Source organism: Pseudomonas sediminis (assembly GCF_039555755.1).
Taxonomy (GTDB): Bacteria; Pseudomonadota; Gammaproteobacteria; order Pseudomonadales; family Pseudomonadaceae; genus Aquipseudomonas; species Aquipseudomonas mendocina_D.
Window position 1 is genome coordinate 1,424,204 of the sequence record NZ_CP154631.1, and the last position, 23,558, is coordinate 1,447,761.

15 protein-coding genes, 1 tRNA gene and 2 pseudogenes are annotated in these 23,558 nt (G+C 59.9%); 9 read left to right on the plus strand and 9 right to left on the minus strand.

Annotation, left to right across the window (positions count from 1 at the left end; genetic code table 11):
• Genes AAEQ75_RS06865 through AAEQ75_RS06875 form a run of 3 tightly spaced genes read right to left on the minus strand, consistent with a single transcriptional unit; the run spans position 1 to position 6,548 of the window.
• Positions 1 to 3,201, minus strand: a complete 3,201-nt coding sequence (locus AAEQ75_RS06865) for a type I restriction endonuclease subunit R (RefSeq protein WP_343351308.1) — start codon at positions 3,199 to 3,201, stop codon at positions 1 to 3.
• Entirely contained in the window at positions 3,202 to 4,569 is a 1,368-nt protein-coding gene (locus tag AAEQ75_RS06870) for a restriction endonuclease subunit S (RefSeq protein ID WP_343351309.1), read from the minus strand.
• Positions 4,566 to 6,548: a type I restriction-modification system subunit M gene (locus AAEQ75_RS06875; RefSeq protein ID WP_343351310.1), complete on the minus strand. Its 1,983-nt coding sequence runs from the start codon at positions 6,546 to 6,548 to the stop codon at positions 4,566 to 4,568. The genes AAEQ75_RS06870 and AAEQ75_RS06875 overlap by 4 nt, the downstream gene beginning before the upstream one ends.
• A 448-nt stretch (positions 6,549 to 6,996) precedes the next feature.
• On the opposite strand from AAEQ75_RS06875, the gene AAEQ75_RS06880 reads away from it, so the two are divergent.
• From AAEQ75_RS06880 to AAEQ75_RS06910, 8 genes and pseudogenes are all read left to right on the plus strand, one after another.
• Positions 6,997 to 7,770, plus strand: a complete 774-nt coding sequence (locus AAEQ75_RS06880) for an ABC transporter ATP-binding protein (protein ID WP_072424824.1) — start codon at positions 6,997 to 6,999, stop codon at positions 7,768 to 7,770.
• A gap of 15 nt (positions 7,771 to 7,785) precedes the next feature.
• On the plus strand, positions 7,786 to 8,538 hold the full coding sequence (locus tag AAEQ75_RS06885) for an ABC transporter substrate-binding protein (protein ID WP_343351311.1): 753 nt from the start codon (positions 7,786 to 7,788) through the stop codon (positions 8,536 to 8,538).
• 54 nt (positions 8,539 to 8,592) lie between these two features.
• On the plus strand, positions 8,593 to 9,288 hold the full coding sequence (locus AAEQ75_RS06890) for an ABC transporter permease (RefSeq protein ID WP_343351312.1): 696 nt from the start codon (positions 8,593 to 8,595) through the stop codon (positions 9,286 to 9,288).
• Positions 9,285 to 9,974 (plus strand): ABC transporter permease, encoded by a 690-nt coding sequence (locus AAEQ75_RS06895; RefSeq protein ID WP_307325013.1) that lies wholly within the window; start codon positions 9,285 to 9,287, stop codon positions 9,972 to 9,974. Before AAEQ75_RS06890 ends, AAEQ75_RS06895 begins: the two co-directional genes overlap by 4 nt.
• 51 nt (positions 9,975 to 10,025) lie before the next feature.
• Entirely contained in the window at positions 10,026 to 11,240 is a 1,215-nt protein-coding gene (locus tag AAEQ75_RS06900; protein ID WP_343351313.1) for a methyltransferase, read from the plus strand.
• Positions 11,241 to 11,534: 294 nt separating this feature from the next.
• Positions 11,535 to 11,610, plus strand: a tRNA-Thr gene (locus AAEQ75_RS06905).
• Positions 11,611 to 12,155: 545 nt separating this feature from the next.
• Positions 12,156 to 12,254: pseudogene (locus tag AAEQ75_RS21940) on the plus strand (ESPR domain-containing protein); the annotation flags it as partial.
• Positions 12,255 to 12,359: 105 nt separating this feature from the next.
• Positions 12,360 to 17,135 carry an autotransporter domain-containing protein gene (locus AAEQ75_RS06910; protein ID WP_343351314.1) on the plus strand — a complete coding sequence of 1,592 codons (4,776 nt, stop codon included), beginning with the start codon at positions 12,360 to 12,362 and terminating at the stop codon, positions 17,133 to 17,135.
• 316 nt (positions 17,136 to 17,451) lie between these two features.
• Here the strand turns inward: AAEQ75_RS06910 and AAEQ75_RS06915 are convergent.
• Together AAEQ75_RS06915 and AAEQ75_RS06920 are read right to left on the minus strand one after the other, a co-directional pair.
• Positions 17,452 to 17,643 (minus strand): annotated as a pseudogene (locus AAEQ75_RS06915) (metallophosphoesterase); the annotation flags it as partial.
• 16 nt (positions 17,644 to 17,659) lie between these two features.
• Entirely contained in the window at positions 17,660 to 17,992 is a 333-nt protein-coding gene (locus AAEQ75_RS06920) for a DUF6957 family protein (protein ID WP_343351315.1), read from the minus strand.
• Positions 17,993 to 18,227: 235 nt separating this feature from the next.
• On the opposite strand from AAEQ75_RS06920, the gene AAEQ75_RS06925 reads away from it, so the two are divergent.
• Positions 18,228 to 19,217, plus strand: coding sequence for a hypothetical protein (locus AAEQ75_RS06925; RefSeq protein ID WP_343351316.1), 990 nt, complete (start codon positions 18,228 to 18,230; stop codon positions 19,215 to 19,217).
• A gap of 376 nt (positions 19,218 to 19,593) precedes the next feature.
• On the opposite strand, the gene AAEQ75_RS06930 is transcribed toward AAEQ75_RS06925, so the two are convergent.
• From AAEQ75_RS06930 to AAEQ75_RS06945, 4 genes are read right to left on the minus strand one after another with little or no spacing between them, the layout of a single operon-like run.
• Positions 19,594 to 20,199: a hypothetical protein gene (locus tag AAEQ75_RS06930; protein WP_343351317.1), complete on the minus strand. Its 606-nt coding sequence runs from the start codon at positions 20,197 to 20,199 to the stop codon at positions 19,594 to 19,596.
• Complete coding sequence (locus AAEQ75_RS06935) at positions 20,196 to 20,966, minus strand: hypothetical protein (RefSeq protein WP_343351318.1); 771 nt, start codon at positions 20,964 to 20,966, stop codon at positions 20,196 to 20,198. The genes AAEQ75_RS06930 and AAEQ75_RS06935 overlap by 4 nt, the downstream gene beginning before the upstream one ends.
• On the minus strand, positions 20,950 to 22,455 hold the full coding sequence (locus AAEQ75_RS06940) for a YfjI family protein (RefSeq protein WP_343351320.1): 1,506 nt from the start codon (positions 22,453 to 22,455) through the stop codon (positions 20,950 to 20,952). The genes AAEQ75_RS06935 and AAEQ75_RS06940 overlap by 17 nt, the downstream gene beginning before the upstream one ends.
• The gene (locus AAEQ75_RS06945) at positions 22,452 to 23,447 is read right to left on the minus strand and encodes a toprim domain-containing protein (RefSeq protein ID WP_343351321.1); all 996 of its coding nucleotides are present in this window, start codon (positions 23,445 to 23,447) and stop codon (positions 22,452 to 22,454) included. Before AAEQ75_RS06945 ends, AAEQ75_RS06940 begins: the two co-directional genes overlap by 4 nt.
• Between the last annotated feature and the right edge of the window lie 111 nt (positions 23,448 to 23,558).

The window sequence follows — 23,558 nt, forward strand, 5'->3', positions numbered from 1 at the left end:
TCACACACCGCGCAGGTGGCTTTCTTCCAAGCCAGTCTGTTGCGTCAGCATCTTCAAAATCACCAACGCAAACGCCCGGTTCTTGGTCTCGTTATCCAGCACTTCCAGCGACATCTTTTCGTTGTCGGTCATGGCATCCAACACGGAGTCCAACACACGCTTGGGGAACAGGCCATGCATCACCTGCTCGACCGAGTGGTTGTTGACCTGAGCCATCACATCTTCCTGGCGGCTGATGCGCCTGGCGATGCCAGTGAGGAACTGCAGCTGGTCTTCATCGCTCACCTCCGCACCGAATATATCGTTCAGCGCATCGATGATTTCCGATAGCCGCCTTTTCTCCGGGTCATGGGCCTTGCCACTGCCTAGCGCACTCGCTGGGTCGAGCCCGTAATGGCCTTGCTCCTCGCTCAGCCGCAACTGATGTTCGGCGCGTTTGCGAAGGCGGTAATGGCTCAACTGCAGCTCACCAAGGTCTACGTCATCCTGATCCAGGCGATCAATACGCAGCAGCGGATACAGATGCTTGGCATACACGCACAGTTGCTCCAGCTCGCGATCCTCATAGGGAATGATCTGCGAGAGGAACTCGTACAGGCGCACGAAGCTCTGCAGGTTCTTCCGGAACAGATCGAGCTGATCGATCTGCTCGCCGGCTTCCTTGATTGCCGCCTCAGCCTTCTTCAAGCCCACGCTGTCGCCGCTGCGCTCGGCGGTACGTTTGAAGTCCAGCGCATGCTGGCGTGACTCCTGGGCCAACTTGTAGCGCTTGGCAAAACGCTCCTTGGCCGGCGCGCAGTAATAACTGAGCTTGCTGGCGGCGGCCTTGGGGTCGAAAAAGGCGATGGCGAACGCCGCCACTTCTTCCCAGTGGTAGACGCCCTCGGCATCCAGCTTCTTCTGCAGGTCATAGATGAGCTGCGGGTCGGTCACATCGGTCAGCTCGGCCTTGGTGTAGTACGGCAGGAAGGCCTCGAGAATGTCCTTGGCGTCGTTGAAGAAGTCGAGGATGAAGGTCGGCTTGCTGTCGCCAAAGGTACGATTCAGGCGCGACAAGGTTTGTACGCAGTCCACGCCTTGGAGCTTCTTGTCCACGTACATGGCGCACAGCTTGGGCTGATCGAAGCCGGTCTGGTACTTGTTGGCGGCGATCATCACGTTGAAGTCCTGGGTCTCGAAGGCTTCCGCCAGATCACGCCCGTTCAGGCCGGGATTGAGCAGGCTGCTGCTTTCCGTCACCTCGTCGGGGATCACCCCATCCGGCAGCACGCTGCCGGAGAAGGCCACCAGCGGATGCACGTCGCCGTAGCCCATCTGCTTCACGTAGGCCTGCACCGCCAGTTGGTAGCGAACCGCCTCCTGCCGGCTGCCGGTGACCACCATGGCCTTGGCCTGGCCGCCCAGCAGGTGGCGGATATTGGCGCGGAAGTGCTCGACGATCACCTCCACTTTCTGGCTGATGTTGTACGGGTGCAGGCGCACCCAGCGCGCCAGTTTCATGCGCGCCTTTTTCGAGTCCACTTCCTCGTCGTCGCCATCCGGGTGGGCGATCTTCCAGGCGGTGCTGTAGGTGGTGTAGTTGCGCAGCACATCGAGGATGAAACCTTCCTCGATAGCCTGGCGCATGGAGTACAGGTGAAAGGCCTCGGGCTTGTTGTCGGCACTGGGCGGCAATGTCGGGTCGGGTACGCGCCCGAACAGCTCCAGAGTCTTGGGCTTGGGCGTAGCGGTAAAGGCGTAGTAGCTGATGCGCTCGCTGGGCGCACGCGCAGCCACAGCGGCGTCTAACAGTTCTTCGGCGCTGATCTCCTCAGGTTCTGCTTTATCAGAGCCGGAGGCATCGCTGCCGAGAATCTGCTTGAGCTTGCTGGCCGACGAGCCGGTCTGTGAGGAATGCGCCTCGTCGGCGATCACCGCATAGCGGCCGCTGGCCAGCTTGGGATATTTGTCCAGTGCGTCGAACAGCGCCGGGAAGGTCTGGATGGTGACGATGATGATGCGCGTCTGCTCGACCAACGCCTCGGCCAGTTGTTCGGACTTGCTCAGGCTGCCGACATCGCGGGTGATGCATTTGACCACGCCCTGGGCATGCTCGAACTGGTAGATGGTGTCCTGCAGTTGCTTGTCCAGCACGGTGCGGTCGGTAATCACGATCACCGAGTTGAACAGGCGCTGGCCCTCCGCATCGTAAAGCGAAGCCAGTTGATGCGCCGTCCAGGCAATGGAGTTGGACTTGCCCGAGCCGGCGCTGTGCTGGATCAGGTAACGCTTGCCTGGCCCCTCATTGCGGGTGGTCTCGATCAGCCTGTTGACCACTTCCCACTGGTGGTAGCGCGGGAAGATCAGGGTCTCCTTGGTGATGCGCTGGCCGTCGGCATCTTCCTTCACGCTCTTCTGCAGGTGCAGGAAGCGCCCCAGCACCTTGAGCCAGGCATCGGGATGAAACAGGCGCTGCCACAGGTAGCCGGTGGCGTACTGGCTGTCATCCGGCGCAGGCGGGTTGCCGGCACCGCCGTCGAGGCTGCCCAGGTTGAACGGCAGGAAGAAGGTGTCCTTGCCGGCCAGCTGGGTGGTCATCGCCACCTCATCCTGGCTCACAGCAAAGTGCACCAGCGCACCGCGCTTGAAGCTCAAGAGCGGCTCGGGCTTGCGCGTCAGCGGGTCTTTCACCGGGCGGTCGTAGCGGTACTGGCGTTTGGCGTTTTCCACGCTCTGCTTGAACTCGCTTTTCAGCTCCAGCGTGGCGACGGGGATGCCGTTGACGAACAGCACCAGATCCAGACGGGGGTTGTATTCACCCTCGCGATAGTGAGGCGAATAGGACACCTCCGGCACCACGCGCAGGCGGTTGCACTGGTAGCGCTTGAGGGTGTCCGGGTTCATGCCGTGGTCGGGCTTGAAGCTGCACACCTCAATCTTTACCCCCGGCAGCTTGAAGCCATGACGCAGCACATCCAGGGTGCCGTCCTGCTCCAGCTCGCGCACCAGCTTCTGCACCAGCACCGTTTCCGGATTGTTCGGGTTGGCTTTGGCGAACTTGTCCCAGCGCTCCGGCCAAGCGTCCTTGAAGTAGCCGAGAAAGTCCTCGGTATACAGCGCCGTGCGCCGTTCATAGCCGCTGGCCGGGCCGGTGAGCCAACCCTGGGCGACCATGGCGGTGATGATGTCCTGCTGGAACTGGGCTTCCTTGCTGTCCGCCATTTATACGGCCTCTGCTACTTCAAATTCTGGGGCTTGAGTGCTGACCGGGGGCTGCCAGCCGCGCACATCAATCTTGCCGGTGACGGCGGCGGAGATTAGGGCGGAGCGGCGCTCTTGGAGTAGCTCGACAGTCAATACAGCCACAGCAGTTAGCTCCTCATGCCTAATGCGGTCTGCTTCGAGATAAGTCAGGATTTCCAGTTGCTCCTTCTCGGAAGGAATCGGTAACGCCAGACTCATGACATTACTTGCGGATATGGACGCAAGATTGGTGCTCTGCTTAGAGTTCAAATAAAAATAAGTCCGCGCCTGCTCTGCCTGCGTAAAGGCTGCCAACCATTCTGCTCTCAGCAAACCATTAGGCCGGATTGCGAACACATGATTTTGGTGGAGACATGGATCTATTTGAGCCTGCCAAACCGTGCCGCGCCCTAACTTATCGTTGTCGCCGCCTTCGTTCATAAGCACGTCACCAGCTCGAAGCCTGTAACGCTCGACCTCAGATTCAAGTACGGCTATTTCTTTTACCTCAGCTAAATCCACGTAGCCATTCTGCACATTTGCCACGCGCAGGTAGGGCATAACCACGGTTTCGCGCCCCTCATAATCCTTACCCTTTGCCACACCTCCCTGGATGGTCGCGTACCAACGAAGAGTGCCAACATTCCAGTGCGCCGGCACCTCGCCCAGCCACTCCACGCCGGAGTCTTTCATCGGCACCGTCGGGTCGAGGCCTTTGGTGACGGCGTGGGAGATCACAGCCTGGCGCTTTTCCTTGAGCAGTTCGATCAGGCGCTGCTGCTCTTCGATCAGCGCGTCGATGCGGGCAGTTTCGTGGTCAAGGAAGAGGGCGATTTTGGTTTGTTCTGATCGTGATGGCCTGGGAAAGAAAAAGTCTTTGAATTCCTCTGCTGGTAACCGCCAGCGTCCAAGGTGTGCAGATCCCTGTCCGAATGGAAAGAACAGCTTTTGGTGGTAAGCGTTCTGAAGCAATCGCAACATGAATCTAGGGCTATCCAACTCGGGATGTGCGGCACTAAAAACACGGTAATCAGGGCTTGTCACGCCATCAAATGCTGAGATATCTACATAGCCTGTAACCAAGTCCATGTGATTCATTGCGAACTCACCCTTCATGACTAGCTGATACTTGCTGTAGTCACTAGAAAGCTGGCCGTCACCGCTTTCTATATCTTTAACCTTTACCCCTTTATTGGTAATGGAAAGAACGTCAAAACCAAGCTTCCCGGCAATTCTCTTTTGAATTAAGAAGATATTTCTCAGGCGAACAACATCCCAGTGCTCTGGGACATTACCTATCCACTGAACCCCGGAATCCTTGTAAGCCGGATACGTCGAAAAGCTCATGCCGACAGCCCCTCGATCATCCGCTTGATGCGGTCGGTACAGGCTTTCAGGTCGCGGTCGATTTCCTCCAGCGGACGCGGCGGCTGGAACACATAGAAGTGACGGTTAAAGGGAATTTCGAAGCCAACGATGCCGACTTCGCCATCCTGATCATCCCGCTTGCTCTCGTCGATCCAGGCATCCGGCACATGGGGTTTCACTTCGCGCTCGAAGTAGTCGTACACCGACTCGCCCAGCGGCACGTTCTCGTTATCGCGCAGGCCGGCATCGGCTTCCGGCTGGCCTTTGACCATGCAGATATCGGCTTCCGGGTCGCGCTCGCTCAGGGCGCTGAGGATGGCTTTCAGCTCCGGTGTGCTGGGGAATACGTCGTGGGCGTTGAGTGCCTTTTTCAGCAGTTTGCTGAACTGCTCGCGATTGCGGTGCAGCACGCTGGCGTCCATGGCCTGCAGGGCTTCGATCAACCGCTGGCGTGCCGGGGCGTCCATCTTCTCGATGGCTTTTTCTGCCAGCACCTTTTCGATGCGCTCGGGACTGGCCTGGAAGTTCAGGCGCAGCGGACGCTCGACGGTGATGCGCCGGTAGCCGAAGGCTTCGACGGGGAAGATCTTGCTCTGCGCGGTTTGCTCGAAGCGGCCATACAGACGCACCAGTTCGTCGATCTGATCCTCGGTGATGTACTGGCGCTTGCTGCCGAGGGACTTGCGCATCTTGGCGAAGTGCTGGCTACCGTCGATCAGTTGCACCTTGCCTTGGCGCACGGAGGCCTTGTGGTTGCTCAGCACCCACACATAGGTGGCGATACCGGTGTTGTAGAACATATCGGTGGGCAGGGCGATGATCGCTTCGACCAGATCGTTCTGCAGCAGGTAGCGGCGAATTTCCGACTCGCCCGAACCGGCGCCACCGGTAAACAGCGGCGAGCCGTTGAGGATGATGCCGATACGCGAGCCACCCTCACGCGGATCACGCATCTTGCTGACCAGGTGCAGCAGAAACAGCAGCGAGCCATCAGACACACGCGGCAGGCCCGGACCGAAGCGGCCGTTGAAGCCCTTCTCGCTGTGCTCGTCGGTGATCTGCTTCTGTACCTTCTTCCACTCCACACCGAATGGCGGGTTGCTGAGCATGAAGTCGAAGCGGTGCTCGGGGCCGGCCAGTTGGTCGTTGGACAGGGTGTTACCGAGCTTGATGTTCTCGACCTTCTGCCCCTTGATCAGCATGTCCGCCTTGCAGATGGCGTAAGACTCGGGGTTGAGCTCCTGACCATGCAGCGACACGGTGACCTGGTCGCTGATCGACTGAATGTACTCGTCGCCCTCGGAGAGAAAGCCGCCGGTGCCCGCCGTCGGGTCGTAGATGGTGACGATGCGGTTGGGCGCCAGCTTGTGATCCTGATCGGCGATCACCAGCGAGGTGGTCAGGTGCACGATATCGCGCGGGGTGAAGTGCTCCCCGGCGGTTTCGTTGGAGCTTTCGGCGAACTTGCGGATCAACTCTTCGAAGATGATGCCCATGCCGAAGTTGCTGATGCGCTGGGGGCTGAGGTCGGCGGCGGCGAAACGCTGGGTTACCTGGTACAGCAGGTTGCCGCTGGCCAGCTGCTGGACGAAGTCCTCGAAATGGAAGTGCTCGAATATCTCGCGGGCGTCCTTGCTGAAGGACTGCACGTAGCTCAGCAGGTCGTCGGCCGTCTGTTTGTCCGAAAGCGTGTCGAGGGTCAGTTTCGAGGCGTTGAAGAAGGGCTGGCCGGCGGCGCGCAGGAGAAGCATCTCGCGCACATGATCGGGGCGACCTTCCTGCGCATAAGACTCACGAACCACTGCCTCCTTGGTCGGCTCCAGCACGCACTCCATGCGCCGCAGCAGGGTGAACGGCAGGATGATGCGGCCGTACTGCGACTGCTTGAAGTCACCGCGTAGCAGGTCGGCAATCGACCAGAGAAAGGCGGCAGTCTGGGAATGATTCTCCGTGTTCACGCAACAACTCCAAATACGCGGAAAAATAAAACCGCAAGACTACCCGCTGACCTATCGGCCGCCCAGCCTTAAATCCAGCGTAGTGCCAGGGGCTGGCCGCCCCGTAGCCAGCAGCCGAATAATCGCTATCTCGCCTCAAATACGGGTGAGCTCAGCGGCATATACAGGTGACTTACCCTGTAAATACGAGTGACCTCTCCAACGCATTGCTCAAAACATGAGCAGCATCTCGATAACGGGTCGAGCTGTATTTGAACGACGCAAGCTGATCGACCCGTTTTGCATCTGCGCGACAACCTGCTGTAACCAGGCGACACCCTGACCGCAGAGCAAGCCATAGGCCAGCAAACGGCTTGGCGGTCACGGAAACGCTATGCTAGCTTGGCCGCCAGCCAGGACGGCCCGCCGTACGCCGGAGTGCATTCGAAGAAGAAGAGGACACCACCCCATGGCCGAGGCGACGCCCGCGCTGGAAATCCGCAACCTGCACAAACGCTACGGCGATCTCGAAGTGCTCAAGGGTATTTCCCTGACGGCCAAAGACGGCGACGTCATCTCCATTCTCGGCTCCTCCGGCTCCGGCAAGTCCACCTTCCTGCGCTGCATAAATCTGCTGGAAAACCCGCATCAGGGTCAGATTTTCGTCGCCGGTGAAGAGCTCAAGCTCAAGGCCGCGAAGAACGGCGATCTGGTTGCTGCCGACAACAGGCAGATCAATCGCCTGCGCAGCGAAATCGGTTTCGTCTTCCAGAATTTCAATCTGTGGCCGCATATGAGCGTGCTCGACAACATCATCGAGGCGCCGCGCCGCGTGCTCGGCCAGAGCAAGGCCGAGGCCATCGAAGTGGCCGAGGCGCTGCTGGCCAAGGTTGGCATCGCCGACAAACGTCACGTCTACCCCAACCAGCTTTCGGGCGGTCAGCAGCAGCGCGCAGCCATTGCCCGTACCCTCGCCATGCAGCCGAAGGTAATCCTGTTCGACGAGCCGACCTCGGCACTTGACCCGGAGATGGTACAAGAAGTGCTTAATGTGATTCGCGCGCTTGCCGATGAGGGTCGCACCATGCTGCTGGTTACCCATGAAATGAGTTTCGCTCGCCAGGTTTCCAGCGAGGTGGTGTTTCTCCACCAGGGCCTGGTCGAGGAACAGGGGCCACCCGCTCAGGTGTTCGACAACCCGAACTCGGCACGCTGTAAACAATTCATGTCCAGCAATCGCTAACACGGAGCAACATGCATGCAGAACTATAAGAAGATCCTGCTGGCCGCAGCCGCTACCCTGGCTTTCGGCACCAGCGCTGTCGCAGCTGACAAACTGAAACTCGGCACCGAAGGCGCCTACCCGCCCTTCAACCTGATCGACGCCAGCGGCAAGGTCACCGGCTTCGACGTGGAAATCGGCCAGGCGCTGTGCGCCAAGATGCAGGCCGAATGTGAAGTGGTCACCTCCGACTGGGATGGCATCATCCCGGCGCTGAACGCCAAGAAGTTCGACTTCCTGATCGCTTCGATGTCGATCACCGAAGAGCGTAAGGCCGCGGTCGATTTCACCGAGCCGTACTACACCAACAAGCTGCAGTTCATCGCACCGAAGTCGGCCGACTTCAAGACCGATGCCAGCAGCCTCAAGGGCAAGGTGATCGGTGCGCAGCGCGCTACCATCGCCGGCACCTGGCTGGAAGACAACCTGGACAAGGTGGTCGACATCAAGCTGTATGACACCCAGGAAAACGCCTACCTCGACCTGTCCTCGGGCCGTCTCGATGGCGTGCTGGCCGACACCTTCGTCAACTGGGAATGGCTCAAGAGTGATGCCGGCAAAGAGTTCGAATTCAAGGGCGACCCAGTATTCGACAACGACAAGATCGGCATCGCCGTGCGCAAGGGCGACCCGCTGCGCGAGAAGCTGAACACCGCTCTGCAGGCCATCATCGAAGACGGCACCTACAAGCAGATCAACGACAAGTACTTCCCGTTCAGCATCTATTGATGACCTGAAGGCACTGCGCCGCCCATTGGGCGGCGCAATTGCCCGAGCCCTCCGATGATTTTCGAACTCCACGGATTCGGCCCCGCCCTGGCCGCCGGCACCCTGATGACCATCCAACTGGCGCTTTGCGCGCTGGCTGTAGGTCTGGTGCTTGGCTTGCTCGGCGCACTGGCCAAGACTTCGCCGTACAAGCCACTGCAGTGGCTCGGCGGCAGCTATTCCACCATCGTGCGCGGCGTACCCGAACTGCTCTGGGTGCTGCTGATCTATTTCGGCACGGTTGGCCTGATGCGCAGCCTGGCTGACCTGCTCGGCGTCGAGAGCCTTGAGCTCTCCGCCTTCGCTGCGGGCACCATCGCCCTCGGCCTGTGTTTCGGCGCCTACGCCACCGAGGTGTTCCGTGGCGCCATCCTGGCCATACCCAAGGGCCACCGCGAAGCCGGTCAGGCACTCGGCATGTCCAAGGCGCGCATTCTCTGGAAGTTGATCCTGCCGCAGATGTGGCGTATCGCCCTGCCCGGCCTGGGCAATCTGTTCATGATTCTGATGAAGGATACAGCGCTGGTATCAGTGATCGGCCTGGAGGAGATCATGCGCCGCTCGCAAATCGCGGTGACCTCCAGCAAGGAGCCCTTCACTTTCTATATGGTTGCGGCCTTCATCTACCTGGGCCTGACCGTTCTCGCCATGATCGGCCTGCATTTCCTCGAGAAGCGCGCTAGCCGCGGCTTCGTCCGGAGCGCCTCATGAACTGGGAAGTCATCATCAAGTGGCTGCCGCGCCTGTCCGAAGGCGCGCTGCTGACCCTGGAGCTGGTGGCCATCGCCGTCATCGCCGGCCTGATCCTCGCACTGCCCTTGGGTATCGCCCGCGCGTCCAAACACTGGTATGTGCGCGCCCTGCCCTATGGCTACATCTTCTTTTTCCGCGGCACGCCGCTGCTGGTGCAGCTGTTCCTGGTCTACTACGGCCTGGCGCAATTCGACGCCGTGCGCCAAGGCCCGCTCTGGCCCTACCTGCGCTCGCCTTACTGGTGCGCGATCATCACCATGACCCTGCACACCGCCGCCTATATCGCCGAGATCCTGCGCGGCGCCATCCAGGCCGTGCCGCCCGGTGAAGTGGAAGCGGCGCGCGCACTGGGCATGTCGCGGGCCAAGACCATGTTCTATATCGTCCTGCCGCGCGCTGCGCGCATCGGCTTGCCGGCCTACAGCAACGAAGTGATCCTGATGCTCAAGGCAAGCGCCCTGGCCAGCACCGTGACGCTGCTGGAACTGACCGGCATGGCACGCACCATCATCGCGCGCACCTATCTGCCGGTGGAGATTTTCTTCGCTGCCGGCCTGTTCTACCTGGCCATCGCCTTCGTTCTGGTGCGCGCCTTCCGCCTGCTGGAGCGCTGGCTGCGCGTCGACGCCTGCCAGGGTCGCTAAGCCAACCGGGCGGCCACTTGGCGGCCCGGCTCAACCAGACGCATGAGCGCCATGTCCGAGCCCATTCTTACCTCAGGCGATCTGCTCGCCCGTTTCCAGGCCCTGGACAGCTTTCTCCTGCAGCACCAGGCTCTGTGGCGCCCACGGCCGTTTCATTACCTGCAACTGCCCTGGGAAGCGGAGCTGGCGGAACTGGCTATCTGGCTGCGCAGCCGCTCTCTGGAACAGGCTGAAGCCAGCGACAACAGCCCCTTCGCCCTCCCTGCACCAGCGCCCTTTACCGACCTGGCCCACCAAGCGCAAGCGCTTAGCCTGCTGGGCGAGATTCCGAGCCTGGACAGTCCGCCGCGTGCACACGCCCTCAGCGTCGATGTGCCCGGTAGAAAGCTGGCGCAGATACAGGCCTTTGCCAGCCACCTACAGTTTCGCCAGCGCCCCACGCACTGGCTCGACTGGTGTTCCGGCAAGGGCTACCTCGGTCGTTGGCTGACTCAGGATGATCAACACCTGACCTGCCTGGAGTACGATCTGGCGCTGATCGAGTCTGGTAACGCACTGAGCAAACGCCTGGGACTGGACGCCGCACACCTACAGCAGGATGTGCTGGCCGATGATTGCAGCCAGCGGCTGACGAAAGAACACACCCCGGTGGCCTTGCACGCCTGCGGCGACCTGCATGTACGTCTGCTGCAGCTGGCCAGCCGCAACGGATGCTCACAGCTGGCGGTCGCGCCCTGCTGCTACAACCGCATCGCCGCCATGCAGTACCAGCCGCTGTCGACGGCCGCGCAGGGCTCGGACCTGCTGCTATCACGCGACGACCTCGGCCTGCCGCTGAGCGAAACCGTCACGGCAGGTGCCCGCGTGCGCAGACAACGCAATCAGTCGATGGCCTGGCGCCTGGCCTTCGATCTGCTGCAACGCCAGCTACGCGGCATCGATGAATACCTGCCAACGCCATCGCTACCCAGCGACTGGTTCAGCAAACCTTTCGCCAACTTCTGCCATGACCTCGCCGAGCTGCGTGAAGTACCGTCGCCTGGCGAGCAGGACTGGCGCGCACTGGAGGCGCGCGGCTGGCAACGCCTGGCTGAAGTGCGCAATCTGGAGTTGCCGCGCAACCTGTTCCGCCGGTCGCTGGAACTCTGGTTGCTGCTCGACCGTGCCCTGTATCTGCAGGAGCAAGGCTACAGGGTGAAGCTGGGTACCTTCTGCGATTACCAGTTGAGCCCGCGCAACCTGCTGCTGCTGGCCGAGCGCGCCTAAGTTGCACACAGAAGCTGTGGATAACTCTGTTGATCCTTTCTGGGCAAATGCTGCAAAGCCACTTGGCAATTGCCTCGTAGACATCTGATCATTTTTCGAACAGCCTTCGAAGCCCTAGCAAAAACAATAACTTGCGAAAAATAGTGATCGAATGCACAGAGCCGGTGCGCGACCGTCGCGCGCGCCTTCTCTTTGTGCATAAGCCAAAAGCTGCTGATAGCCGAGTCCGGAAAAACCTAGCTCGAAGGTGGCTTTACTCAGGCCGATGAATGGATATAATGGCGCCCCCACCTAGCCGGTATAGCTCAGCTGGTAGAGCAACTGACTTGTAATCAGTAGGTCCCGGGTTCGACTCCTGGTGCCGGCACCATATAAAACAACGACTTAGGCTCACCTCGCGGTGGGCCTTTTTCGTTTTTGGGCATTTCAGGGACCACTACAGGGACCACTTCTCAAAAGCACTCCGAACTGGCTTTACCTGCATTACAGGTGGCGATGCCGATCCTGACGTCATTCAGCGGCCCGGTGGTGCTAATGTCAGAGGCGCAACCTAGCCACCTGGAAGCAGCAATGGACAAGGCAGACAACCGAGCCAAGGAGAAGGAAGGCGGCAAGCCGGATGATCTGTCTTACCTCGGCAGGCCAACGATATACACCGGGCCACGCACGATACCGACGCCACCGTCACGATTCATGGCCTGGCTACGAGGCATCTTTCGAGGACGGGCCAAGTTCTGACAGGCCTCGGTTCCTGATTTCCGGTACAAAACAAAACAACGATTTAGACTCACCGCACGGTGACCCTTTTTCGTTTCTGGGCCGATAGCAAAACGACACTATCTCGGCTTAGTATTTGTTTCTGTCCAGAACGACCGTGCCACTCTCAAAAATTCATTATCTTTAAGCGATTCCCACATGAATCATATTTATCGTTTGGTATTCAATCGTTCCCTCGGTCACCTGCAGACGGCTTCGGAAGTCAGTGCTGCGCATGGCAAATCCGGTAGCGTGGGTGCTGTCGCCATATCGCTATCCCGGTCTACCGAAATCCCTATGTCGCGAGTGCGATATATAGTCGCGGCGACCACGTTGGCGCTCGGCGGCCTCTCTGTACCCGCTATGGCTGACACCACACTTACCACGGGCGGCGCTCAGACGCTGACTCAGGCTGGAAGCACGTACGGCTTGCCGGATGGCGAGACAATCAGCGGCACGATGGGTACTACCGGGGGTAACGCCAGCGGCAACTTAAGTACAGCCGGTAATGGTACCGATGGTGGTGTAGCGCTGACTGGTATCGATTACGTGCTGGCCAATTATGGCCACGTTGTTGGTGGCACAGGCGGGAACGGCGGTATCGCATCTGGCATCTTTAGCCGCAGCGGAAATGGCGGGACGGGCGGCGCTGGGGTTTCCGGCACAGACTTCAATCTCACCAATACCGGTACGGTAAGTGGTGGTCTAGGCGGCAGTGCCGGCGGTTCTGGCTGGGGCTACGGCGGTGATGGTGGCAACGGTGGTGCGGCTGTTAGTGGTGCCGGGTTTACGCTGATCAACTCAGGCATTATCACCGGAGGCAATGGTCTGGGAGGCGGCAACGCATCTTTCGAAGGTGGTAAAGGTGGCAATGGTGGTGCCGGTGTCGTTGCGACAGGTAATGCGACGATTTACAACGCGGGCACCATCAATGGCGGTACGCCGGGAAACGAAGGTCCCGGTCAGATTAACGCGGGTGCCGGCACTGCCGGCAGCGCGATTGAGTTGTCTGGTGGTGGCAACACTCTGGTGCTGCAGGACAATTCGGTCATTACCGGCAACCTTGTTAGTACCAGCGGCAGTATCAACGGCGGAGATGCGCTGATTCTGGAAGGTACCCAGAGCAATGCTCTCGATGCGACGGGCATTCAGGGTTTTGCGAGCTATACCAAGCGCGGCATCGGTACATGGTCTCTGACAGGCGCTCCCGCTCCAATCGTTACCATGACCACGGTAATGGTTCCCATGGACCCCATGGACTGCAGTATGTTTGGGCCTCCCTGTCCGGACACTCCAACCCAGGTGCCCGTGTACTTGCCTAACGTGACCTCCTGGAATATTGAGGCGGGTACGCTGAGTATCGGCAGCGACTCTAACCTCGGCGATGTCAGCGGTGGCCTGACTCTGAGCGGCGGCACATTGTTGACCACGGCCGATGTCAGCAGCACGCGCGATATTACGCTAACGCAAAACACGGTCAGCAGCATCGATAACGGTGGCCATAACGACATCTTCGCTGGGGAGATCTCCGGGGGGGGGGGGCTGACTTTTGCCGGCAGTGGCAAGACCACACTGACTGGAGGGAACACCTATGCTGGTACGACCAGCATTTCCAACGGAACATTGTTTGGTGGCGCCACCGATACGTTCAGCGCCTCCAGCGCGACAACGGTCAATGCGGCTGGCGTCCTCGACCTCGGTGGCTTCGCGCAGACGATCAACAGCGTTGCCCTCCTCGGCGATAATACAAATCCGGGCGGAACAATCCAAAACGGCTCTTTGACCGGCGCTATCACTTCGACAGGCGGCAACGTCAACAGCATCGGAGGCTCAGCCAGCCTGACGGTGGCGGTGGGAAACACTAGTCTGACGGGCGCGAACACCTATACCGGGACGACAACCGTCAACAACGGCGTGTTGATGGCCTACGGTGTGAACGCCTTCAGTGCGGCCAGCGCGACGACAGTGAACGCGGGCGGCACGCTCAATCTCAACCAGGATGCGCAGACGATCAACAACGTCACGCTGGCGGGCGGCACCATCACCAGCGGTGCGTTGACGGGTGCCATTTCCTCGACGGGCGGCACGCTCGATAATATCGGCGGCAGCGCAAATCTGACGACGACAGCGGGCACGACGCTGCTCGGGGCAAACAGCTCCTTGGGCGCCGTCACCGTTGGCGGCGGCACGCTGCGGATGAATCAAACCGGTGTGCTCACGGCAGCGAGCTATACGACCGCGAACGGCGCGACCACTGCTATGGGCGCTGCTTCGCAACTCAACGTGACCGGCATCTTCACGCAGGCTGCGGGTTCGACGCTGAACGTCGCCATTGGCGCGAACGATCCAGCGATCACAGCCGCGACTGCAGCTCTCGACGGGACGCTGAATGTCTCCGGCTATGCGGGCACGCAGTTCACGGTGCTCCACACCACGGGCGGCATCACCGGCGATTTCTTCGGCGGTCTGAACATCGGCGGGGCGTCGGCCTCGTCGGTGGACTATCTAAAGGTGAGCGGGAGCAAGACCGCCAACGGCAATGACTATGTCGTCGATCTTGGCCTGAGCTGGAACGCCACCCCGGCCGACGCGCATGGAACCTTCACTCTGGCGAGTGCCAGCGAAACCTTCACGGTCTCCGAAGGGCTCGGCAACCGGAGCGGGATCATCGGCGGCTGGGGCGGCGAGAGCCTGCACAAGGCCGGTGCCGGCACGCTGATCCTCTCGGCGGACAACACCTATACCGGCGACACGACGATCTCGGCGGGCAGGCTGCAACTGGGCGACGGCGGGACGAGCGGCTCGATCCTGGGCAACGTGCTCAACGATGGGACTCTGGTGTTCAACCGCTCCGATGCACTGACCTTTGCAGGCGTGATCTCCGGCAGTGGCGCGGTCGAGCAGATCGGTAGCGGCACGACCCTCATGACGGGTGCCAACAGCTATACTGGAGTGACCTCTATCAGCGGCGGCACGTTGGCGATTGGTGCGAGTGCAAGCGTCATCTCAAATGTCGTCAACCATGCGGCCTTCGAGAATGCGGGCACGGTGGGTGGCAGCGTCAGCAATGGCGCCGGCGCTACCTTCACCCAGACCGGCGGCAGCGTGGCAGGCGGCCTGAGCAACAATGGTACGGTCAACGCCAATGGCGGCACGCTGGATGGGGCCATCGCCAACAACACCGACGGCCGTTTCACGGTTGGTGGCGTGGTAACGAGCAACGGCGTCTTCGACAACACCCAAGACGCCATCTTGGAGGTGCTTAACGCCGGTGACTACCGGCTCGGAGGTCTGTTGACGAACGCCGGCGATGTCACCATCTCGGCCGGCGGCACCTTGACGGCGGGCGGCATCCGCAACACGGCCAGCGGCAGCATCACCAATGACGGTACGGTCAACGACGATCTCGACAACGCGGGCCTGTACACCAACAACGCAATTCAGAATGCTCGGGTCGCGTCCAACACCGGTACCTTGGTCAACAGCCAGGGCGCAACCTGGACGGGCGATTTCGCCACGGCGGGCATCGTCAACAATGACGGCACTATCAACGGCAGCCTGACGCAGAGCGCGGGCACCACCACCAACAATGGCCGCATCAGCGGGGCAGTACTGATCAATGGTGGCCTCTATAGTGGCAGTGGCTCCACCGGGGCGTTGACGGTCGGCAATGGCGCGACCTTCCAGCCGGGCAGTGGTACGGCGGGGAGCAGCGCGACGGTGAATGGCGAACTTGTCTTCCAGTCCGGCTCTACCTACCGGGTGAACCTCGATACGTCGGGTGCTTCTCTGACGACGGCAACCGGCTTGGCGACCCTCAATGGGGGCACGGTCGATGTGCAGGCGGGCTCGGGCAACTACGCGCCGGCCACAGGTTACACCATCCTCAGCGCCAATGGCGTGACGGGTAGGTTCGCAGATGTTTCGTCCAATCTCGCGTTCCTCACCCCCTCGCTGAGCTACGCTGCCAACAGCGTTACGCTGCAGATGACCCGCAACGACACCGGTTTCGCAACGGTCAGCGACACGCGCAACCAGCGGGCGGCAGCGGGCGCGCTCGACCGGCTGGGGATGGGCAATCCGGTTTATGACGCGGTGGTCCAGCTCGACGCCGCCGGCGCCCGGCAGGCGTTCGACCAGCTCGGCGGGGAAGCGCACGCTTCGGCGCAGACGGCGCTGATTGAGGACGGCCGGTTCGTGCGTGAAGCAGCGTTGGATCGGTTGCGTCCAGGGGCGTGCGGTATCTCCGGCGCCACTACCACGCTGGGGGCTAATGACCGCGAGAGCACGGTGGATACCGGGTGCGATGCCGACCAGAGCGTGACCTGGATGCGGGCCTTCGGTTCCTGGGGCAGCGTTGCTAGCGATGGCAACGCTGCCGGGCTCGACCACTCGACCGGAGGCGTGCTGCTGGGCGCCGATCGGGAGATGGAAAACGGTGCGCGCATCGGCGTGCTCGGCGGTTTCAGTCACACCAATATCGATGTGAACGATCGTCATACCTCGGGCAAGAGCGAGAACTACCATCTGGGTGTCTATGCCGGGAAGCAGTGGGGCGCTCTCGCTCTGCGTTCTGGCGTGGCCTATACGTGGCACGACCTTTCGAGCCGTCGCTCGGTCGAATTTGGCGGCTTCAGCGACAGTCTAAGGAGTGACGACCACGCCGAGACGGCGCAGGTATTCGGAGAATTGGGCTACGCGTTGGAAGCCGGCGTCGTGACGCTGGAGCCCTTTGTCAACCTGGCCTACGTGGGCCTGCACACGGGCGGTTTTACCGAGCGGGGTGGGGCGGCGGCTCTATCGGCCAAGGGCGGGAACAGCGACACCACCTTCTCGACGCTGGGCCTGCACGGCTCCACTGGGCTCGACCTCGGCGGGGTCAGGACGAATGCCACCGGCTCGCTGGGCTGGCGTCACGCCTTCGGCGACACCACGCCGACCTCGAGCCTGTCGTTCGCCAGCGGCTCGTCGTCGTTCTTCACCGCCGGTGTGCCGATCGCCAAGGACGTAGCAGTCGTTGATTTGGGGTTGGACTTCAGCGTCGGCAAGAACACCACCCTCGGTGTCTCCTACAGCGGCCAGTTTGGCAGTGGGGTCACCGATAACGGTGTGCGGGGCAACTTCAAACTAGAGTTCTGATCGTAGTCGATATTTCCTTTGTTCCGCGACGAAGCGCCCTGGGTGGTCTGTGCGCAAGGCCATAGCTAGACGGAGCTGACTGTGCCAAACCACCCTGCCTCCGGGCAAGGTGGTCAAGGCCAATCCAAAATGGTGGTCATGGCAAGGCATAAGCTGAATAGATTCTCTTGCTTAAAAGCACAGAGTTTTGTTAATAGGGGGCTCACTATCGGGGGGCCGGGCAAACGTGAGGTAAAGGTGGCTTCTAGGACACGCTTGGACCAGCAATAGCAATGGTCGCTAACCGGTCCAGAGTGTGTAAAAACGTCCGGAGAAAGAGGTGGCCAGAGCAGTACTCGTGATTCCCTGGTATGTAGAGAACAGGGCAGGAGAAAACCTCGACGGCCCAGTCGACGCACCTCCCTTTCATATGAATGTCGCCTGCGAGCACTACCACATCAGCATCCATGACAGGCGGCTCGAAGGGCTCAAATTCGAGGTGTAAATCTGACAGCAGATAAATCCGCATCCAGCTACTCCATGGCTTAAATCAGGCATGTGATGGTGTCGGCGCTGGCACTCTTACGAGAGGCGGGGCCCAATAGCAGGTACACCGAGTTGAGCGTCTTGAAATGAAACCCCTTGCTGAGCTGATGCAGTAGCGAGGTTCTCACGAAGTCGCCCACGTCCCATCGTCGCCCGTTCTCGAAGACAACCTGGTGCGCATAGATCAAGGCCGGCTGGCGTTGTGTTTTCTCCAGCGCGTGGCGTTGCGCATCGGTGGTCTCTATATCGAGCCACAGCCAGTCACGCACCAGGCAAAAATTTCCATAGGGAAAGTTCTTTCGGGCATAGCTGAGCGCCTCTTCGTCGGACATGGGGCTGCCGGGCATGGGCGCTCTCGCTGCGTACAACAGCTCTGTGATTTCTCCCAGTGAACTCATGGTTGATCGATCTGCGCCCCCTGAGGATGACTGGTGACATTCCGGGTAGTAGCTGGGGTAGCTAGCTGCCCAGTACGGCTCATGCCGTCTGCTGCATGTTGCAGGCCTGACGATGCTGCTGCTCCAAGTCGATGCCACAGAGCAGGGCGGCGAAGTCCGCATCAGGTAAATGCATACGTTGTGTGTGACGTGCTGGTTGGCCATCGCGATTATCGACGAATACCTGGCCGGACCGCCTGAGCAGTTCACAGAGAGGGAGGCGGAGCAGCTGCTCGTGAATATCTTCCGCCCCCTGCTGGACGAGATGCAGCTTCACCAAAAGGAGATCTGTTCGAACCTCGACGGTAAGCACGCTATTAACTTCCGCCAGCATATTCTGATCGACTTTGAGCGAGTGGTTATTGTTGGCTTCAAAAGCTACATCGCAGGCTATCCCTTCAAAGGCTTTGTCAGCGCCGAATACATGGTTGGTGGCGTTTTCTACGCATTATTGTCCCAGTCCGCTGTTGGTGATGACACGGAAAGCCAGCTAGTTCTGGATGCTCTCCGCCGATCTAGTACCGCCTTGACTGGTGCAGGGGAAAGCGAACTGGGTGAATACCTGCGTGGTCTTTCGCCGGAAGCGCTGAGAGGTGTTGGGGCGAATGTGAAGGGTATTTATCACGAGCTGCTCTTCGTTCATAACTACAACGCCGCCCATACAGATACATATGCCGAGGTCTTTGGCGCAACTAATCATCCTGGAGCAGATATCCAGATCCGGGATGCTGATACGCAAGAGCTCGTTGAGGAGGTTCAGCTTAAAGCGGTTATGGCTGCAGCCAAGATCGATGAGCACCTTGAGAAATATCCGGATATCTCAGTGCTGGCGACTAACGAAGTGGCAGAGCAATTCGCCGATGTACGTGTAGGCAGCAGCGGTCATGACAACGAGGCCCTGCAGGGGCAGATCAGTGGGAACTTTGCAGCCTTGGCAGAAAACTCCATCGGCAATCGCGGAGGCGATGCCGCCCTGATGGCAGCTGGTATCGCCTCAGCACGCGAACTGATGGAAATGCTGCGCGGAGAACGGAATTTTCCGGATGCCACAATCAACGTTGTGAAGCATGCAGGCACTGCTGGGGCGGCGACAGTGCTGACGGCCTATCTGTTCGGGTAGATTCCTCTACACGCGCTTCACCTGCAGTCGAGCGGCGGGCAACCCGCCAGCTAGTTTTTTATTGAGTAGGCTCACTGAGAGCGTTGCAGCGAGCACGAACCGAAACTAATCAAGAAGGCTCAGTGAATATTTAACCGGCTGACACGATCTACCATGCGGGATGAGCACTGGCCGGTTTCGCCCTTTTTGACGAGCTCGCCGGGTTATTAGCCGCGAGCCACGATGATTCATGCTTATGCTGCCTGGCTGGCCATTCATCCGGTTTTATTCACGCAACAGGTTTCGGCGGCTGCTCTCCTGCTCGCGCAGTTCCTTTGCCAGTTCTCTTAGCAGTGGCCGGCAACCACCTTTCCAGGCATTGCACGATGAGGTGCTCTTACCCTCTGGGCTTTTTGGCCCGGTGCTGTTTTGCCATGGACTCCATTGCCTGATCAGCGCTGCCTGACGAGCCCTTCGCTCGGGTGTCCAACCGTTTGCCATGCTGCACCTCCAATAGTTCGTTTGGCGCTTTTGAGTTTTTCCGCGTGCGCGTACGCGCGGTGCTGCTGTCGTTATTGACCTGCACTTGGTTGCCAATATTGGCCTGCTTGACGAATGCGACCTGCTTCGGCGCCTTCAGCTCACCCAGGGTTTGCAGGGTTGCCCGCGCCTGGTTTTGCGCCTTGAGCGCAAGACGCATGTAGGACTCCAGGTCATCAAGTTGCCGGGTGCGCAGCGCTCGGCCGGCAAACTGGGCAAATAGGCTGTCCAGTGTATGAGCCTGCGCAAGCAGCATGGACTCCGCGCGGCTCATGTCGCCACTGTTAAGCGCAGCGGTCTGCAGGCGTAGCTCATCCACGACCGCAGTGACATCAAGCGCGCCCATCATCTTGCTATCGAGAAGCACCATTGCACTGAGACATTCAGGCGTCAGACTCACACGGGCCATGGCCTGTGAAGATGTTTCACCTTCGCGCCGGGATATCTTGGACTTATCGCTCATACATTCGCCTTCTCTGAAATGCTGTTGTAGTTGTGGCGCAGGTCCCTGCCGTTAACGCAGTAGCGCTCTGAAGGCGCATTACAGGCCCGACAGGTTGTCAGGTGCTGATAGAAATGGTCGCGCGCGCGCAACCACTCCATCGACGCAGTTACGCTGGTATTTGCCGCGTGCTGGTGTTCGGCATTGCCCTCAAACACCATCACAGCCTCGGGCGACACGAAAGGTTTTGCGCGCTTGATCCAGGCAGGGCTGCTCCGAATCGCATCGGCCGCCAGAGACGCATTACTGCCAGCCAACTCAACAAGATCGTGCGACTGTAGATACCCACCATCCAGCAACTCGGCCGGACGAGTACCGAGCAAACGGGCAACTCGGGCCAGCCAGATACTCGACGGCTGAGGTAGAGGTGCTGGCGCAGCTAGAGTGCCGGCCAATGCTTCGGCGATCTCTGACTTACTGAGCGGTCGTTCGTAGTCTGGAACAGCTAGCACTCTGAGCAGTTCATTCCCGAATCGTCGTTTGGCGTCATCCTCAACGATGACAGTGGCTTGCTCGCCGCATCGCTGGATCACGCGACCATCGGCAAAAACCAGTAGGTGAAGCCAGCACTTTGGCTGCGGGTCGTTGGTGGTGACCACTAGCTCAACCTGTTTTTTTTCCAGGAAATTGCCGGCCGGCGTACAGACAAAACTGACACAACCCGGTTCTGTCGGTTTTGTCGGTGCATCGCCAGGGAGTTTTCGTGCGTTCTCAAGCCAACGGCCCATCGTTGCCAGCCTCCCCAATCCAGCGGTATGCCTTAGTCGGACGACCACCTATCGCAGTCGACGAAACCTCCATTTCCAGCAGAAACCCGTAATCGACCAGGACCTCCAATGCGCTGGCGACTTCTTCGGGTGATGAGAGACCAGGCCACCCTTTACGCTGAATCTCTCGACCCTTGAATGGGTTTGATAGCTTCGCCTTGCGTTTCAGGATCAGCCGCGCGCCCTCGATATCACCCTGCGTGGCAGCGCTGTAAAGACGGTTGGCATGACCACGCAGATAGTCAGCCCATTCCAGTGCTCGAGCCGTCGCGATCTCGCTGACCGCCTCAGTGCCACCCTCGAGCAACTCAAAGAGCAGTGCCAGCCCTGCAACGGTCTTGGGCATTTTAAGTAGATGACTTTGCACCGCCTCCGGCATGTCACCGCTTCGAGCCTCGGCCTGAAGCTCTTCCATCCATTCAATGAACATGGTCTGTGCCTGCGGGGTGAAGTGCAGGCAGGGGGGGCCATCCTCATTGCACGGCAGCTCTAGGTTATGAAGGCGCTCGAATGCATCGAAGTAGCGGGTGCGGGCACCTGGATCTGGTGCTCGATCAATCCAGCGCCAGTGTTTCTTCGGGTCAGGCCAGACGGCGAGTTGCATGCGCTGAATCAGACCGTCATCGGCGGTACCACGGACTGCACCGCGCACCAAAGACGTGATCTTGCTTGGCTGAATGCCGCCAATAACCGACAAGGTGCAGTGCTCGATTCGAACCGTCCCACGACCGATGCGGTCATAGGTGAAGCTGGCGTTACCGTTGAACGCCTCCAGGAAGAAAGCCCGATCAGACTGATGATCCTCCTGCATCATTAGGCTTATCCAGCCCGATAGTTCGTCGCGCACCAGAAGCAGGCCGTTCGGGTTTTCCCGCAGCCTCTCGCCCAGCGCTTCGACCGAGGCGTCGTTGACGATGATACGAGGCAGAGCAGGTGCATCTTCGATGCTATCGGCGGCTGCCAAGTACATTACGGCCTCTTCCTTGCGACCATCCTCGATAAGTTTTTTGGCAGTACGTTTGGCCAGTCCAGCTTCAATGTCTGCTGCCTCGGCCTCCGCCTTGTGCAACTTGATCCGCTCACCCCACTCGGCAGCCGCGCTCGATTCGATGCCCTGAACCGGCTTGATCATCTCTGCCAGGCTCGGGGATTTCATGGTCGACGGGCCGCCAATTACAGCGCCCCAAGCGGTAGGGGTCACAGTCCAGTCGTCATATTGCTTGGGACGAATCAACACCTTGCGTCCCAGCACCGCCGATAGTGCGCAAACGGCCACTACTGCCGCATAGTCAGGGGCGGACTGCATACGCTGCGAAACGTCCATCACATAGCCGCGAATAGTCTCGGGCAGCATCTCAGGGTCAAAAGACGGTACAGGCGGCAAGGAATCAGGCAGAGGACGCGGCTCAGGCCATGGTGAAATTTTCTCCGTCATCAGAGAGGCGCTCATAACCGGCCCTCCAGCCACAGGGCCAGATCATTGAAGTCACTCAAATGATCAGGTGCATCCTCCGGCCAAGCCGGCAGCACGTATGCACAATTGAGCCGGCTCGCAGCGTTAATCGCCGCCAACTTGCCTGCGTTGGCCTTACCCTCGGTTTCCTTGGCACGGTCATCGTCGCCAGCAATTACCAGTACGGCATTGGGATAGCGATGCCGTAGCTCCTCACCAACAGGCAACAGATTCCCGGCACTCATTGCAGCGGCCACCGGCTGGCCGGTTTGCTCGTGCAAGGTGGCTGCGGTGGCTATGCCCTCGACGATCAGAAGCTCGACGCCAGCCTCGATACGCCCGAACGGACAGTAGCAGCCAGTGATCCGCCCACCGGGCAGAAACCGCTTGGAGCCATCGGCGGTGATGCGCTGGAGATTCACCAAGCATCCACGCCGGAAGATCGGGGCGAGCAGCACGTCACCGAGCTGACGCAAGGGGCCGGGCTTAATACGCTTGCGTGTTAGGTACGGGTGATCAGGATCAGGCGAACCAGCAATAGAAAAGTCCTGACATGCTCGGCCGGCGGAGCGATCCCATCTGGCTTGGCGCTCCACATCGGCTTTGTGCTGGCGCTGGTCACGCTGAAAGACGATGCGCTGCCGCTCGGCTTCCTCAGCGAGCAGGTCGCGCTTGGGTAGGTCGCCGCCGAACGCCACCCCGAGTTGAGCGGCGATCATGCGGGCGGCATCCATTTGCCGGCAACCGCGAAGGTAGGCCATCAGCGAAACAAGATCACCGCCTTTATCGCCGCTGGCGAAGTCGTGCCAGGTGCCTGTGGTCGTGCTGATGCTGAAGCTGCCCGGTTGGCGGTCGCCACGAACTGGATTGATCGGCCAGTATTCTTTGCCCTTGCGGGTACCATCCGGTAACCAGTCGGCGAGTAGGATGTCGGCTTGCTGAAGGGCAGCATCGGCGATTCGCTGAATCTCGAAGTGAAGACGCGTCATTGCAGCCCCTCCAGCAAAGCGACCGCTGCGGCAGATATCCGCAGATCGGCAGACAGTGGACGAAAGTGGAGCCTGGCTGCGGCTTTCTCCTGGCCGAACGCTGCAGGCCCG

Excerpts from the sequence above, each read along its gene's own strand:
- AAEQ75_RS06865 (WP_343351308.1), bottom strand. The coding sequence starts at position 3,201 with ATGGCGGACAGCAAGGAAGCCCAGTTCCAGCAGGACATCATCACCGCC.
- AAEQ75_RS06870 (WP_343351309.1), bottom strand. The coding sequence starts at position 4,569 with ATGAGCTTTTCGACGTATCCGGCTTACAAGGATTCCGGGGTTCAGTGG.
- AAEQ75_RS06880 (WP_072424824.1), top strand. The coding sequence starts at position 6,997 with ATGGCCGAGGCGACGCCCGCGCTGGAAATCCGCAACCTGCACAAACGC.
- AAEQ75_RS06885 (WP_343351311.1), top strand. The coding sequence starts at position 7,786 with ATGCAGAACTATAAGAAGATCCTGCTGGCCGCAGCCGCTACCCTGGCT.
- AAEQ75_RS06890 (WP_343351312.1), top strand. The coding sequence starts at position 8,593 with ATGATTTTCGAACTCCACGGATTCGGCCCCGCCCTGGCCGCCGGCACC.
- AAEQ75_RS06895 (WP_307325013.1), top strand. The coding sequence starts at position 9,285 with ATGAACTGGGAAGTCATCATCAAGTGGCTGCCGCGCCTGTCCGAAGGC.
- AAEQ75_RS06900 (WP_343351313.1), top strand. The coding sequence starts at position 10,026 with ATGTCCGAGCCCATTCTTACCTCAGGCGATCTGCTCGCCCGTTTCCAG.
- AAEQ75_RS06910 (WP_343351314.1), top strand. The coding sequence starts at position 12,360 with ATGGCTGACACCACACTTACCACGGGCGGCGCTCAGACGCTGACTCAG.
- AAEQ75_RS06920 (WP_343351315.1), bottom strand. The coding sequence starts at position 17,992 with ATGTCCGACGAAGAGGCGCTCAGCTATGCCCGAAAGAACTTTCCCTAT.
- AAEQ75_RS06925 (WP_343351316.1), top strand. The coding sequence starts at position 18,228 with ATGCATACGTTGTGTGTGACGTGCTGGTTGGCCATCGCGATTATCGAC.
- AAEQ75_RS06930 (WP_343351317.1), bottom strand. The coding sequence starts at position 20,199 with ATGAGCGATAAGTCCAAGATATCCCGGCGCGAAGGTGAAACATCTTCA.
- AAEQ75_RS06935 (WP_343351318.1), bottom strand. The coding sequence starts at position 20,966 with ATGGGCCGTTGGCTTGAGAACGCACGAAAACTCCCTGGCGATGCACCG.
- AAEQ75_RS06940 (WP_343351320.1), bottom strand. The coding sequence starts at position 22,455 with ATGAGCGCCTCTCTGATGACGGAGAAAATTTCACCATGGCCTGAGCCG.
- AAEQ75_RS06945 (WP_343351321.1), bottom strand. The coding sequence starts at position 23,447 with ATGACGCGTCTTCACTTCGAGATTCAGCGAATCGCCGATGCTGCCCTT.